The sequence below is a fragment of the Porphyromonas sp. COT-239 OH1446 genome, assembly GCF_000768875.1.
Classification (GTDB): Bacteria; Bacteroidota; Bacteroidia; order Bacteroidales; family Porphyromonadaceae; genus Porphyromonas.
This window is the reverse complement of record NZ_JRAO01000010.1, coordinates 98,254-112,805: the sequence shown is the minus strand read 5'-3', so window position 1 is coordinate 112,805 and position 14,552 is coordinate 98,254. Positions and strand designations below refer to the sequence as shown.

The window sequence follows — 14,552 nt, the reverse complement described above, 5'->3', positions numbered from 1 at the left end:
GTGCCGGCTCTTCTCCAGGGTGGAGTTAGATGCCGAGCTCTCGACGGATCGTTTGGATCTTCTCAGTGCAGAGCCTCTGAGCCTCTAGAAGGTCTTCCTTGCTGGAGGCTTCGCTGCGCACACCGATGTAGAACTTGATCTTAGGCTCTGTACCGGAGGGTCGGATAGAGACCTTAGTACCATCGAGTGTCTTGTACTGTAGGACGTTGCTGGTCGTTGGCATATCCAGCTCGAAAGTCTCTCCGCTCTCGAGACGCTGTCCCTTGAGGCTTTGATAGTCGAGGACTTCGATGACAGGGCTGCCAGCGAGCTGACGTAGAGGATTCTCTCTGAAGTTGCGCATCATGGCCTGGATCTCTTCCGCTCCGCTCTTGCCAGGGCGAACGACACTGATACCCTGCTCCTTGTACAGGCCATACTCGAGGTAGATCTGCTGCAACAGCTCATAGATCGTTAGACCTTGATCTAGAGCCCATGCTGCTAGCTCGCAAAACATGGCGCAGGCTGACACTGAACTCTTGTCTCGGATGAAGTCCTCTCGCAGATAGCCGTAGCTCTCTTCTCCACCGCCAATATAGTTCAGCTGGCCTTCGTGGTTGCGGATTACGTCTGCAATCCACTTGAAGCCTGTATAACAGTCGAACATCCGTACTCCGTTCTTGTCTGCGATGGCCTTGATCAGTTCGGTGGTAACGATGGTCTTGACGACATAGTCCTTGGGGCTGAGAGTGCCTGCTTGCTTACGCTGCATGATGGCGTAGTAGGTGAGCAGCGAACAGATCTCATTGCCGTTGATGAGTGTCATCTGCCCCTCTAAGTTGCGTACAGCCACGCCCAGTCGGTCTGCATCTGGGTCTGAGGCCAGAACAAGGTCTGCACCAGTCTCCTCGGCACGACGGATCGCCATCTCGAGGGCTGCGGGCTCTTCGGGGTTAGGGGAATGTACGGTGGGGAAGTCTCCGCTGACTACATCCTGCTCGGGGACGTTGATGATATTGGTGAAGCCAATAGCTCTCAGCGCAGCAGGGATCATCTTGACCCCAGTGCCGTGGATAGGGGTGTAGACGATCTTCATATCTTTGTGCCGCTCGATGGCATCCTTGGCCTGGGTCAGGGCTGCCACTCGGTTGATGAAGAGCTCATCCATCTCGGTTCCGAGGCTCTCGATCAGCTGCTCATTGGCCTGGAAGTTGATGTCCTCGACACGGGTAATCTTGCCAACCTCTACGATGGTGTTGTGGTCATGTGGGGCAATCATCTGAGCCCCATCGCTCCAATAGGCTTTGTAGCCATTGTATTCCTTAGGGTTGTGCGAGGCGGTGATCATTACGCCGCTCTGGCAACCCAGCTCTCTGATGGCAAATGATACCTCGGGGGTAGGGCGCAGGCTCTCGAAGAGGTACACCTTGATTCCATTGGCCGAGAAGACCTCGGCCGTGATGCGTGCGAAAAGGGGGCTGTTGTTACGACAGTCGTGCCCGATCGCAACGCTGATCTGCTCTAGGGAGGGGAATGCCTGCTTGAGGTAATTGGCCAGCCCTTGGGTCGCTGCCCCTACGGTGTAGCGGTTCATTCGGTTACTTCCCACGCCCATGATCCCACGCAGGCCACCTGTCCCGAACTCCAAATCCTTGTAGAATGAGTCGATCAGCGCAGTGTTATCCTCTTGGTCGAGGAGGGCTTGTACTGCGGCACGTGTTTCGGCATCGTAGCCTGAGGATAACCATCCCTGGGCTTTCGCTCTTACTTGGGCGAGCAATTCACTTTGTCCCATAAATTCAATTTATCTATACTGAGTAATTAAACTTCCTATTTCTGTTTGGCATACGGCCTCGATCAGTGCCGAGGGGTACACCATTGCAAAGGTAATCATTTTCTCCGCACCCTCTCGGAGCTTTGTCTCTTGAGATTGCTTGGGGTATTTCGACCTCTGAATGGGCTGTGTGAGAGGGTGGGGCGGGTGAAGTTGTCTCGGATAGGGCAGCCGATGTGGGGCAACCTGTCGCTGACCCTCCCTCCTGTCCCTATCGGGCGAACCTTGCTAGAGACCAATTTTACTCCTATTTTACACTTCACTTGCATTCCTACTTATATCTCCATTGCATTCCTATTTATACCTCCATCGAGATCCTATTTATACCTCGATGGCGATCCTATTTAGTTCTCAACGACACCTCTAGATAGCCCCTCCATTGAGGGTCTATCGGTCTCTCGCTCGTGAGGCTATCGAGGTGGTATGTGAGGGGAGGAGGGCTTCGTCGTTTCTACGATGATGAACTGCCCTTGGAACGAGGGAGATTAGCCTACTGGGAGCGTAGAGAATCTCTCCGTTCGTTGGCCTTTATAACACTGGGGTAAAGTCTCTCATTTCATGGGGATAATCAGACCGTTGCCTCGAGAAGGATCTATGTGGGGAGAGAAAAATGATTACCTTTGGGGCGGAAGATTAAATTAATCCCTCCTACATATACATAGGTATGAAACAGAAATTTATATGGGCTGGAGCCCTGTGTCTCGCCCTAGTCTCTTGTGGAGAGAACTCAACTGCCTACAAGCAAATTCGCAGTCAGCTTGATTCGCTGACAGCTGTCGTGCAGGGTTACGAAGCTGACCTAAACGAGACTGACTCGCTCGTAGCCAGTGTGCTGACGAACTTCCAGGATATCTCTTCGGTAGAGGGGATGATCAACATCAATCCCAACTCGGGCGATATGCGCACAAGCGAGCGCGAGCGCATCAAGGACAACGTGCAGCTTATTGGGGATAAGCTCCGTGCCAGTAGTGAAGCTCTCGAGGCCCTGACTAAGAAGCTTGAGACTGGGAAGTCGGAGAATAGACGCCTTAGGCACACGATCTCGGTGCTGAAGAAGGAGCTTGCCCTGCAGAAGAACCGTATGATAGAACTGACCGAAGAGCTACATCGGAAGAACATCGCTCTCGGAGCCCTCGACTCGATGGTCTCCTCGCTCTCGGCCGATGTCGATCGCCTCAACGAGACCTCAGCCAGTCAGGCTGCTGCCCTGGCCGCACAGGATAAGGCTCTGAATACCGTCCGCTACTGCATCGGTACGAGCTCTGACCTCAAGGATATGAAGTTGATCAAGGGGGGACGATTGACCACCGAGCATGCCAACCTAGACTACTTCACTAGCGCAGATCTGCGAGAGCTGGCTCAAATTCCCTTGATGAGCAAGAAGGCTAAGGTGCTCTCCTTGCACCCTGAGTCCTCCTACGAGTTCGTCCCTGGTAGCGATAAGACCCTTACCCTAGTGATCAAGGATGCCGTAGCCTTCTGGTCAAGCTCCAAAATGCTCATTGTACAGGTAGATTGATGCACTCAAACATTAGGCTGCTGCTTATTGACCTGGATGATACCCTTTGGGCAACCCAGAGAAACAATCGGGATGGCCTGCAAGAGCTCTATACTGCCCTCGACTGGGGGCAGTATTTTGTTTCTTTCGAGGCCTACTACGACGTCTATATCCGACACAACAATAAGCTATGGGATCGCTACAATCATGGTCTGATCACCAAGGAGGAGCTCTGTGTCGAGCGGCTAAGCCATCCACTAAAGGACTTCTTAGATCTATCCGAAGAGAGTTGGCTCTCGATCGATGAGGAGTATCGGGGTCGTGTGCGCCTCAAACGCACGCTCTGCCCTCATGCCTTGGAGGTCTTGGCCTATCTGCATGAGCGTTATCGTATCTGCATCCTGAGCAATGGCTTTCGAGAGTTGCAGTATGACAAGCTCGAGCGTAGCGGGCTCTCTCGCTATTGCCATGGGGTAGTCCTCTCGGACGAGGTGGGCTACAACAAACCTGACCCTCGCATCTTCGCCCATGCGCTTGAGCAGATGGGTTGCTCAGTTGATGAAACCCTTATGATCGGTGATAGCTGGGGCACAGACATCACTGGGGCGACAGCCTCAGGCATCCGAAGCCTATGGTACAATCCTGAGCACCTATCCCTGCCCGAGGATGCAGGGCAGAGTACGCTGCTGACCCAAATCCACGATCTGCGAGAGCTCTATCGTCTCCTCTAGGCTATGACCCTTACTAGTCATGCTATCGTCCTGCACCGCAGGGCCTACAACGACCGCTACTTCATCGCCCAGGTCTACAGCCGAGAGCTCGGACGCATCGGAGTGCTGGTGCCTCAGGGCAGGCGCACGGCCTCTATCTCTCGCAGCAGCTTCTCCCCTCTTACGGAGCTGGAGCTAGAGCTGCGGCAGTCTCGCAAGGGGGGCGGTCTCTACCTCCTGAGACAGTCGCATCGCCTCTCGGCCCATTGGCGCATCCAGGTGGAGTCGAGCAAGGCGGCCCAAGTGCTATTCATCAGCGAGCTCCTCTCTCGGGCACTGGGCGAGGGGCAGGCGGACGAGCCCACGTACGACTTCATCCGTCGAGGAATAGAGCATTTGGAGACGATGGAGCAAGGGGTGGCGAATTTTTACCTCTTCTTCTGCTTTCGTCTACTCCATCATCTAGCCATCGAGCCCAACCTCGTTCGCCCCTCGGGCTACAATGAGCGCATGTGGTTCGATCTCATCGACTCGAGCTATACGCCTTACCCCACGGATGTGCATTATGCTCTGCCGCCCGAGGTGGCTCGGCTCTTGCCCGTGCTGCGGCGGTTGAGCTATGACCGCCTGCCCAGCCTTATGCTCAATCGGGAGCAACGCTCCTACATCCTAGACTGGACCTTGACCTACTACCGCCTACATCTGCCCGACTTCCCCATGCTGAGATCTTTACAGATCCTTCGAGGGGCACATCAGCCCTCTGGCAGTGAACCCTAAGAGGGGCGGAGGGGTTGTCTTCATATATTCACAATCGCATCAAGCACTTATCGATATGTTACAGAAACCTCTTAGTAAGCCCGAGAGCCTAGTCCTCGTGATCTTCGGTGGTTCAGGAGACTTGACCAAGCGCAAGCTCATCCCTTCACTTTATCAGCTCTTCAAGCAGGGCAAGCTTCCTCGTCGCTTTGCAGTCCTCGGTGTGGGGCGCAGTGCCTATACGGACGAGACCTATCGCCCACATCTAGATACCTCGCTTGAGAAGTATCTCGCCCGTGGGGAGTACGATGCCTCCATGGCCGAGCAGTTCCTCAGCTCGGTGTACTATCTCTCGATCGACCCCTCCGATGGGGCTCAGTATGGGGAGTTGTGCGAGCGTCTGAGCTCTATTGATCGGGAGATCTCCAACCCTGGTAACTACATCTATTACCTCTCTACACCTCCCTCGCTCTATGGGGATATCCCCAGGCATTTGGCTTCGGTGGGGCTCAACGTCGAGGACGAGACGACGGGCCTGAGACGCATCGTGATCGAGAAGCCCTTCGGCTATGATTTGGCCTCGGCGGAGGAGCTCAATCGTATCTATCAGAGTGCCTTCGAGGAGCATCAGCTCTATCGTATTGACCACTTCCTCGGTAAAGAGACAGTGCAGGATATCATGGCTCTGCGCTTCGCCAACGGGATCTTCGAGCCTCTGTGGAGCAGGAACTATATCGATCGTGTGGAGATTACGGCCGTGGAGAACATGGGTGTAGAGAGCCGGGGCGGCTTCTATGATGAGACGGGAGCTCTGCGAGATATGGTGCAGAACCACCTCGCTCAGCTAGTGGCCTTAGTGGCCATGGAGCCCCCAGTACAGTTCAACGCAGACCTCTTCCGCAACGAGGTGGTCAAGGTCTACCAGTCCTTCTCTCCCATGAGTGAGACTGACATCCGAGAGCGAGTGATCCGAGGACAGTACACCGAAGGCGAGTGGAAGGGTATCAATCATTTAGCCTACCGAGACGAGGATAAAATCGCAGCCGATAGCCGTACCGAGACCTTCGTGGCCATGAAGCTCTATATCGACAACTGGCGTTGGCATGGCGTTCCTTTCTATATCCGTACGGGTAAGATGATGCCAACGAAGGTTACGGAGATCGTTGTGCACTTCAAGCCTACCCCGCACAAGATGTTTGCCTCGAGCGATGGCCGCTCTATCCCCAACCAGCTGATCATCCGCATACAGCCCGACGAAGGGATTGTGCTCAAGTTCGCTGCCAAGATGCCAGGCTCTGGCTTTGAGGTGAAGAAGGTGTCCATGGAGTTCTCCTATGATCAGCTCGGGGGCTTAGCCTCGGGTGATGCCTACTCTCGTCTCTTGGAGGACTGTATGTTGGGCGACTCTACGCTCTTCACCCGTAGCGATGCTGTAGAGATGAGCTGGAGGTTCTTTGATCCGATTATTAAGGCTTGGCAGGAGGAGGACTTCCCCCTCTATGGCTATCCTGCGGGTACTTGGGGGCCTAAGCAGAGCGATAGCATCATCGACCATGGGCATAGCTGGACAAATCCCTGTAAGAACTTAACCAACTCTGATCTCTACTGCGAGCTATGATCCTGAAGACCTATCCCTCGAGCGAGCAGGTGGCTCGAGCCCTCATCGAAGAGGAGATCCTACCGCTGAGTCAGGCTGGCCGCCTCCGTATGGCTGTCTCGGGGGGGAGTACGCCTAAGCTCCTCTTCGAGCTAATGGCCGGCGAAGACTACCGGGAGCGCATCGCCTGGCATCATATCGAGCTCTATTGGGTGGATGAGCGGTGTGTGCCCCCTACAGACTCCGAGAGCAACTATGGTATGACACGCCGAGCCCTCCTGGAGCATGTACCCCTTCTCGCGGAGCAGATCCATCGCATCCATGGCGAGGCTGATCCCGAGCAGGAGGCTGAGCGTTATACCCAGCTTGTAAGGCAAAGACTTCCGATGGCCTCTTCGCTCCCAGTCTTCGACCTTATTATCCTGGGGATGGGCGACGATGGGCATACCTCATCGATCTTCCCCCATCAGATGAAGCTCCTCGTTACCCCCACCCCCTACGTTGTGGCGACCCACCCCTCGGGGCAGAAGCGTATCGCCTTGACTGGCCCGACGATCCTAGCGGCTCGGCGAGTGCTCTTTCATGCAGTAGGGGCGAGCAAAGGGGCTATCCTGGCGGAGATCCTCTCCCAGGCTCCAGGCTCCGAGGCCTATCCTAGTGCCTACCTGATTCGGGAGAGAGACGATATTGCCTTCTATACAGATCAGCAGCTGCACTAGCCCCGAGGCCTAGGCCCTAGGCATAGATGAGGCGGTGCATGAGGCTCGGATGCAGCACCTCTAGGGCAACCTCGTGCAGCAGCTCGGGACTTACGGCATCAATGCGCTCATAGAGCTCCTCCTCCGAGTCTACCTTGCCGTGGTGCAGGTAGTTCTTGCCTAGAGATAGGAAGGTCGTTTCCGGGTTGTCATTCGCCACGGCTAGCTGTCCCTTGAGCTGACGCTTGGTAGCCAGCAGTTCGGTCTCGCTAAGGGGTTCTTGGCACAGGCGTAGCAGTTCGCCCTCGACAAGCTCTATAGCCCGGGACATGTGTCTCGGAGCGCAGCCGAAGTATATGGCTACCATCCCAGTGTCGGAGTAGGCTGTATAGCTGCATTCGACATGGTAGACGAGGCCGTTCTGCTCTCGGAGCAGGAGGTTGAGTCGAGAGTTCATACTTGCCCCTCCGAGCAGGTTGACCAAAATATTTAAGGCTAGTCTCTTAGGTGAGTGCATCGAGTAGGCATAGCCCCCGATGATGACATGACGCTGATGCGTCTGTCTGCGCCTAAGCTGGTACTGAGGTGGATGGGCTATCATCGTCGAGGTCTCCAAGGCCCTTGCCCCCCTCTGCCCCTTGCTGGGGAAGAGCTCCTCTGCTCGCTGGACGAGCTCTTCGAGTGCAATATCCGCCTGGACGAATAGCACCATATTGCCCGTGTGGTAATGCCTGTGGAAGAAATCCTCCTGCATTCTCTTGGTGAACGAAGAGACCGAGCGGACAGTCCCCAGCACAGGATGTCCCAGAGGATGGGCTCGGAAGAGTAGCTGCTCAAATTCGTCGAAGATGAGTTCTGAAGGGCTATCTTCGTACGAGGCGATCTCGTCGGTGATCACCGTCCGCTCTAGCTCTAGCTCCTCGACAGGGAAGATGCTGGAGCAGACAATATCGGAGAGTAGCTGTAGCGATCGGCTGAAGTAGGCTTGTGGGACGACGGCATAGACGAGGGTTTCCTCCTTGGAGGTATAGGCATCAAGAGCACCGCCTACACCTTCGAGGCGTTGGATGATTTGCCTTGCATTGCGCTTGCGTGTCCCCTTGAAGAGCATATGCTCGGTGAAGTGAGCCAGGCCATGCTGTCGGCCGTTCTCATGCCTCGAGCCAACACCTACAGCGACACCTAGATAGGCAACCTGCCCTCGAGCAGGTCGGAGTACGATCCTGAGCCCGGAGGGAAGCGTATGCTGTTGGTAATCCATACAATTATTACAATATATTTTGTTTATAGCGGCAAAACTAATACATTTGTACCACAATCAAATATAGGTATGCAACCAAGTCAAGCTCCATTCATCTCGATCGACGAGATGCTGCAGGCAGAGATTACAGCTCTTAGGTCTATACCCAAAGACAATGACTACGAGCGAGCACTAGAGCTCATCTTAGAGGCCGTACACCGCCAGGGTGGTCGCCTGATCACCTCGGGGATGGGCAAGGCTGGGCAGATCGCCCTCAACATTGCTACGACCTTTAGCTCGACAGGGACACCAGCGTACTTCTTGCATCCCAGTGAGGCGCAGCATGGCGACCTCGGGATGGTTTGCTCCAAGGATATTTTATTACTCATCAGCAACTCCGGCAAGACGAGAGAGGTAATCGAACTGGTCGAGCTTGCTCGCAATATGATCCCCAGCATACCTATTATATTGATCACAGGCAATACAGATAGCCCTCTGGCTGAGATGGTAGATGTAAGCCTGTCCACAGGTAACCCTCGCGAGCTATGCCCCCTCGGGCTAACGCCTACGACGAGTACGACGGTGATGACCGTCCTGGGAGACCTGTTGGTCGTTAGCATGATGCAGCGCATAGGCTTCTCGTATCAGGACTATGCCCTCAGGCATCACGGAGGTTATCTCGGACACAAGAGCCGTACGTTGAGTACTCAGGGTTAGTTCTCTTGTCCACTTCTCCCTCCACATCTATCCGCAGCACGTTGAGAGCCTTTGGGTTCTAGGTGTCTGCCTCCTCCTCTTTGGGGCCTAAAAACCCTAGACCAGAGCTGCCCAAGATCTGCTTGCCGAGTGGCAGGCTGCAAGGCTTGTGGCCTTCACTTATTCTCAATCGTACAGACTACTAAGCTTGGGGCATTCCCTCTCTAGGGATACCAGTCTAGGAGCTGTGCACTTACTCAAAACAATGAAAAGTTTCTTAGAACTAGGAGTATCCGCTCCGATATGCCAAGCCATCACTGACCTTGGCTACGAACAACCTATGCCCGTACAGGAGGCTGTAATCCCCTATCTCTTGGGAGAAGCCATTGACCTGATTGCCCTAGCCCAAACGGGGACGGGCAAGACGGCAGCCTTTGGCCTGCCTCTGCTGCAGAATATTTCCCTCATGCCCCAGGGCGAGCAGTCCAAGCCTCAGGCCTTGGTGCTCTGCCCCACACGAGAGCTTTGCCTACAGATCGCTGACGATCTGACCTCATACAGCAAGTATTTGCCCCAGGTGCGCATCTTGCCTGTCTATGGAGGTTCCTCGATCGAGGCGCAGATCCGAGCCCTCAAGCGTGGGGTAGAGGTGATTGTCGCCACGCCTGGCCGTCTGATTGACCTGATGGAGCGTGGGGCAGCCTCGCTCTCCTCGGTGCATACGGTCGTCCTGGACGAGGCTGACGAGATGCTCAATATGGGCTTCAGCGAGAGCCTCCAGACGATTCTGAGCGAAGTGCCTGAGGAGCGTCATTTGCTCCTCTTCTCGGCCACGATGCCTAAGGAGATCGCCCGCATAGCCTCTTCGTACATGAAGAACCCCAAGGAGATCACCGTGGGCAATAAGAATGCAGGCAATGCGAATATCAAGCATACCTACTACATGGTGGCGGCTCGGCACAAGTACCTTGCCCTCAAGCGTATTGCAGACTTCTATCCCAATATCTACGGGATTGTCTTCTGCCGAACTCGCAAGGAGACTCAGGAGATCGCCGACCAACTCATCCAGGACGGCTACAATGCCGACTCGCTGCATGGCGAGCTCAGCCAGGCGCAGCGAGACTATGTGATGCAGAAGTTTCGCATTCGCAACCTACAGATCCTTGTGGCAACGGACGTTGCCGCCAGAGGATTGGATGTGGACGACCTAACGCACGTCATCCACTACGGCCTGCCTGACGATGTCGAGAGCTATACGCACCGCAGCGGCCGTACGGCTCGAGCTGGCAAGACGGGTCTCTCTATCGCCATCTGCCACAGCCGTGAGCGAGGTCGCCTGAAAGATATTGAACGCATCGTCGGGAGTAAGATCGAGCGGGTGCGCATCCCCTCGGGGAGTGCCATCTGCGAGAAGCAGCTCTACAACCTAGCCGACAAGATCGAGCGGGTGGAGCTGACTGAGGATGCCACGCTGGAGAGCTTCTTGCCGGGCATTGTGCGCAAGCTCGATTGGATCGAGAAGGACGAGCTCATTCGTCGCTTGATGTTGCTCGAGTTTCGCCGTCTGCTCGACTACTACGAGAGTGTCGAGGAGATTGAGGAGGCCGACGAGAAGGGACGACTGCACGGCGAGGCCAAGGCCAAGCGAGACAAGCGTAATGCTATGGCTGAGGAGGGGATGACGCGCCTATTCATCAACTTCGGCAAGTTCGATCGGATGTACCCCAATAAGCTTATTGAGCTGATCAATAAGTGCGTCCCAGGTCGCGTGCGTATTGGGAAGATCGATCTGATGCCTCGCTTCTCCTTCTTTGAGGTGGACGAGGCCGAGGCAGCCGATGTGGTGGCCTCGATGAACCGCTTCGAGGTCGAGGGCCGTCGCATCTCGGTCGAGTATGCCGAGGAGGCTCAGATCGGGGACTTCAATACCAAGAAGGCGAAGGCCCGAGAGAAGAAGTCTTCCTCTCGCCGCTTCGATGATCAGCCCTCGGGCTGGGAGCGAAAGCCGCAGGCAAGGGAGCGTCGCTCGAGGGAGGGAGACGCCAGGGAGCGTAACCGTCGTGGTCAGAGTGCCTATATCCCGAGCAAGCGTCGGGAGCGTTAGCCCCCTCGGGGGAGGGGCTTGATCGTAGTCTCCACCCCATTGACTCCTAGAGCGTGTCGGCTGATCTTGGACAGATCGGTCGGCACGCTTGCTTTGTATGGGGCCTTGAGGGGGGGCTGAGGATCCACCCTGGGGAATGAGGGGGCAGCCTCTAGGGGGCTTCCTGTAAGAGGGTGAGCAGAGCCGCAAATTTATGTGCGCAGAGAAATAAATTTTCGTGCGCACGAAAATTTATTTTCTTCCGCAAGAAAAAATATTTTCTTCCGCAAGGAAATAAATTTTCTTCCGCAAGAAAATTTGGACGCTTGGCCGAGGAAGCCAATTGCCTCAGCATGAGGGACTCACACTGAAGTGTAGAAATGTCTGTAGCGGTGGGCTAGATATTTGCTCATTTATGGGCAAATGAGTAATTTCGCCATGGATTTATTCACCTACTATAAACGGATTTTATAAGACCATTTGGATGCTTGGAGGCAAGGCCTAGCTATTCCCTAGAGACGGATATACCCAGGGCTGCCTCCCCTCTTTTGCTCTAGCCGACAAGACACTAAAAACTAAGCAATATGGCCTTTACCAACAATGTGATGATCGTGCGTCATCGCCTACTCGCAGAGCTCGTACGCCTGTGGAAAGATGACAAACTCGTCGAGGACATCGACCGCCTTCCCCTACGCTTTAGCCCCCGCAATGCCAAGCCTCGTGGACGCTGCTGCATCCACAAGGAGCGAGTGGTGTGGAAGTACAAATCGCTCCCCCTGCTCGGCTATGATATGAGCGACGAGACCGACGAGCTGACCCCTCTCTCGGACTATGCTCGTAAGGCCCTCGAGCGCAAGCAAATCCTCAAGGAGAACATCCTCTGCGTGATCGATGAGGCTTGCTCGTCCTGTGTGCAGGTCAATTACGAGGTCTCTAACCTCTGTAAGGGCTGCGTCGCACAGAGCTGTTCGAGCAATTGCCCCAAGGATGCCGTAGACTTCAAGCGCAACGGGCAGGCGGAGATCGACCATGACAAGTGTATCAGCTGTGGGATCTGCCACAAGAGCTGCCCCTATCATGCCATCGTCTACATCCCCGTCCCCTGTGAGGAGGCTTGCCCCGTCAAGGCGATCAAGAAGGACGAGCACGGCATCGAGCGTATCGACGAGAACCGCTGCATCTACTGCGGTAAGTGTGTCAATGCCTGTCCCTTCGGAGCAATCTTCGAGATCAGTCAGACCTTCGACGTCCTGCAGCGCATTCGTGAGGGGAAGAAGATGGTAGCCATCCCCGCCCCCTCGGTGCTCGGACAGTTCAAGACCTCGATCGATAAGGTCTACGGAGCTCTCAAGGAGATCGGCTTCTACGATGTCATCGAGGTTGCCCAGGGAGCTATGGATACGATCAGCAACGAGGCCCATGAGCTCCTTGAGAAGCTCGAGGAGGGTCAGCCCTTCATGACTACCTCTTGCTGCCCTGCCTACATTGAGCTCACAGAGAAGCATATCCCCGACATCAAGCCCTTTGTCTCGCATACGGGTTCGCCCATGTACTATGCTGCCCGCATTGCCAAGCAGCAGCATCCCGACGCCGAGATTGTCTTCATCGGCCCTTGCCTGGCGAAGCGTCAGGAGGCCAAGCGAGACGAGGCTGTGGACTTCGTTTGGACTTTCGAGGAGATGGCCGCCATCCTAGACGGCATGGGCGTTGTGCTGGACGAAGCTCCCGAGTATGCGCCAGCCTTCACCTCCGTTCGTGAGGCCCATGGCTTCGCCCAAGCTGGTGGAGTGATGGGCTCGGTGCAGGCCTATCTCAAGGAGAAGGCCAGCAGCTTCACCGCCCTCAACATCGCAGATATTGACCGTAAGAGCATGACCCTCCTGCGCACAGCAGCCAAGACGAAGAAGGCCCCTGCCCAATTCATCGAGGTCATGGCTTGCCCTGGAGGGTGCATCACAGGCCCTTGCGCCCATGGTGATACGGCCGCTGGTACTCGTCGCCTAGTCTCCGAGCTAGCCAAGCGCAAGGAGACCTATGCCGATATGGAGACGGTCTAATGCTTGCTCGCCACCAATCCTCCCGCAAGGGGACAACGATAAACGCTTAGAGCGTTGGACGAGATCATCCGTCGTCTTCGAGACGAAGAGACGCTCCCCGAGAGAGAGCTTCGCAGACTGCTCAGTGCCTGCGATGCTCTCTCTCTGCATTTGCTCTCCGAGCAGGCCCAAGAGGTGCGCCAGCTGCACTACGGCCGCAAGGTCTACATTCGTGGGCTGATCGAGCTGACGAATATCTGCTGCAACGACTGCTACTACTGTGGCATTCGGCGGAGCAATCGAGCTGTGCTGCGCTACCGCCTCTCGCACGAGCAGATCATCGAGTGCTGTGCTCATGGCTACTCGTTGGGCTTTAGAACCTTCGTTCTGCAGGGTGGGGAAGACCCCTACTGGACGGCTGATCGGCTGGTGCGCCTGATCGGGGAGATCCGCCAAGGGTACCCCGACTGTGCGATCACGCTCTCGCTGGGTGAGTGGGACCGGGGGGATTACGAACGCTTCTTCGCTGCTGGGGCTAATCGCTTTCTCCTGCGCCATGAGACCTTCGACCCCGAGCACTACGCTAGACTGCACCCCGAGGGTATGTCTGCCGAGCACAGGCAGCAGTGTCTCAGGGTGCTTCGGGAGATCGGCTTCCAGACTGGTACGGGTGTCATGGTGGGTTCGCCTGGGCAAACGATCGATCACCTGATCCAGGACATTCGCTTCATCGAGGAGTTTCGTCCGCAGATGATCGGTCTAGGGCCTTTCCTGCCGCATAAGCAGACCCCCTTCGCAGCGGAGAGGGCAGGATCGCTCGAGCTCACACTGCGCCTCCTGTCTATCCTGCGCCTGATGCATCCACGTGCCTTGATACCCTCGACAACGGCACTGGCGACTCTGCACCCCGAGGGGAGGCTTAGGGGTATCCTCGCTGGCTGCAATGTCGTCATGCCCAACCTCTCGCCCGCCGAGCAGCGCAAGAAGTACGAGCTGTACAATGACAAGGCTGCCCTGGGGGCGGAGGCTGCCGAGGGCTTGCACCTCTTGAGCCAGCAGTTGGAGAGCATCGGTTACGAGCTCTCCTTCGAGCGTGGCGATAGCCCCTATTAGGTCGATGGGGCTCGCCCCCTCTCTAGACCATTCCTTCGGCCTCGCCTGAGAGCTCTCGATAGAGCCTCGATGGGAACCCAATTAGGATCGCCGCCGAACTCCTATTTATATCTCTATTGAGCTCCTACCTGGATCTCACGTGCTTCCCTATCTCGATCGAGATAGGGTTCTCGGAGAACCCTCACTTGAGGTCTCGATTGACCCTCATTCGAGCTCTCGGAGAGGGCTCAGTCGGGTTCCTGTATAGGATCGAGGTGGGGACGTCTGCACACTTGACGAGCAAGTGGAGAGGCGGATGAGCCCACAGACTCG

At 55.7% G+C, this 14,552-nt stretch carries 11 protein-coding genes; 9 read left to right on the top strand and 2 right to left on the bottom strand.

Annotated elements, in window-relative coordinates:
- Positions 1-25: 25 nt before the first annotated feature.
- Positions 26-1,774, bottom strand: a complete 1,749-nt coding sequence (locus tag HQ37_RS02150; RefSeq protein ID WP_036879735.1) for a phospho-sugar mutase — start codon at positions 1,772-1,774, stop codon at positions 26-28.
- Between the two features lie 703 nt (positions 1,775-2,477).
- On the opposite strand from HQ37_RS02150, the gene HQ37_RS02145 reads away from it, so the two are divergent.
- From HQ37_RS02145 to pgl, 5 genes are read left to right on the top strand one after another with little or no spacing between them, the layout of a single operon-like run.
- Positions 2,478-3,332: a hypothetical protein gene (locus HQ37_RS02145; protein ID WP_036879733.1), complete on the top strand. Its 855-nt coding sequence runs from the start codon at positions 2,478-2,480 to the stop codon at positions 3,330-3,332.
- Complete coding sequence (locus HQ37_RS02140; RefSeq protein ID WP_036879730.1) at positions 3,332-4,042, top strand: YjjG family noncanonical pyrimidine nucleotidase; 711 nt, start codon at positions 3,332-3,334, stop codon at positions 4,040-4,042. The genes HQ37_RS02145 and HQ37_RS02140 overlap by 1 nt, the downstream gene beginning before the upstream one ends.
- A 3-nt stretch (positions 4,043-4,045) precedes the next feature.
- Positions 4,046-4,798, top strand: coding sequence for a DNA repair protein RecO (recO, locus tag HQ37_RS02135; protein ID WP_036879728.1), 753 nt, complete (start codon positions 4,046-4,048; stop codon positions 4,796-4,798).
- 55 nt (positions 4,799-4,853) lie between these two features.
- Positions 4,854-6,395: a glucose-6-phosphate dehydrogenase gene (zwf, locus tag HQ37_RS02130; protein WP_052080693.1), complete on the top strand. Its 1,542-nt coding sequence runs from the start codon at positions 4,854-4,856 to the stop codon at positions 6,393-6,395.
- Complete coding sequence (gene pgl, locus HQ37_RS02125; protein ID WP_036879714.1) at positions 6,392-7,093, top strand: 6-phosphogluconolactonase; 702 nt, start codon at positions 6,392-6,394, stop codon at positions 7,091-7,093. The genes zwf and pgl overlap by 4 nt, the downstream gene beginning before the upstream one ends.
- A 16-nt stretch (positions 7,094-7,109) precedes the next feature.
- Here the strand turns inward: pgl and HQ37_RS02120 are convergent, their stop codons facing one another.
- Entirely contained in the window at positions 7,110-8,333 is a 1,224-nt protein-coding gene (locus HQ37_RS02120) for a pitrilysin family protein (RefSeq protein WP_036879711.1), read from the bottom strand.
- Between the two features lie 69 nt (positions 8,334-8,402).
- Between HQ37_RS02120 and HQ37_RS02115 the strand changes: the two genes are divergently transcribed.
- From HQ37_RS02115 to hydE, 4 genes are all read left to right on the top strand, one after another.
- A complete protein-coding gene (locus HQ37_RS02115; protein ID WP_036879709.1) occupies positions 8,403-9,029 on the top strand; it encodes an SIS domain-containing protein in 627 nt (208 codons plus the stop codon).
- 244 nt (positions 9,030-9,273) lie between these two features.
- Positions 9,274-11,112 carry a DEAD/DEAH box helicase gene (locus HQ37_RS02110; RefSeq protein WP_036879706.1) on the top strand — a complete coding sequence of 613 codons (1,839 nt, stop codon included), beginning with the start codon at positions 9,274-9,276 and terminating at the stop codon, positions 11,110-11,112.
- 563 nt (positions 11,113-11,675) lie between these two features.
- Positions 11,676-13,148: a monomeric [FeFe] hydrogenase gene (locus HQ37_RS02105; protein ID WP_036879703.1), complete on the top strand. Its 1,473-nt coding sequence runs from the start codon at positions 11,676-11,678 to the stop codon at positions 13,146-13,148.
- A gap of 54 nt (positions 13,149-13,202) precedes the next feature.
- On the top strand, positions 13,203-14,240 hold the full coding sequence (hydE, locus tag HQ37_RS02100) for a [FeFe] hydrogenase H-cluster radical SAM maturase HydE (protein WP_036879700.1): 1,038 nt from the start codon (positions 13,203-13,205) through the stop codon (positions 14,238-14,240).
- Positions 14,241-14,552 lie beyond the last annotated feature (312 nt).

Excerpts from the sequence above, each read along its gene's own strand:
- HQ37_RS02150 (WP_036879735.1), bottom strand. The coding sequence starts at position 1,774 with ATGGGACAAAGTGAATTGCTCGCCCAAGTAAGAGCGAAAGCCCAGGGA.
- HQ37_RS02145 (WP_036879733.1), top strand. The coding sequence starts at position 2,478 with ATGAAACAGAAATTTATATGGGCTGGAGCCCTGTGTCTCGCCCTAGTC.
- HQ37_RS02140 (WP_036879730.1), top strand. The coding sequence starts at position 3,332 with ATGCACTCAAACATTAGGCTGCTGCTTATTGACCTGGATGATACCCTT.
- recO (WP_036879728.1), top strand. The coding sequence starts at position 4,046 with ATGACCCTTACTAGTCATGCTATCGTCCTGCACCGCAGGGCCTACAAC.
- zwf (WP_052080693.1), top strand. The coding sequence starts at position 4,854 with ATGTTACAGAAACCTCTTAGTAAGCCCGAGAGCCTAGTCCTCGTGATC.
- pgl (WP_036879714.1), top strand. The coding sequence starts at position 6,392 with ATGATCCTGAAGACCTATCCCTCGAGCGAGCAGGTGGCTCGAGCCCTC.
- HQ37_RS02120 (WP_036879711.1), bottom strand. The coding sequence starts at position 8,333 with ATGGATTACCAACAGCATACGCTTCCCTCCGGGCTCAGGATCGTACTC.
- HQ37_RS02115 (WP_036879709.1), top strand. The coding sequence starts at position 8,403 with ATGCAACCAAGTCAAGCTCCATTCATCTCGATCGACGAGATGCTGCAG.
- HQ37_RS02110 (WP_036879706.1), top strand. The coding sequence starts at position 9,274 with ATGAAAAGTTTCTTAGAACTAGGAGTATCCGCTCCGATATGCCAAGCC.
- HQ37_RS02105 (WP_036879703.1), top strand. The coding sequence starts at position 11,676 with ATGGCCTTTACCAACAATGTGATGATCGTGCGTCATCGCCTACTCGCA.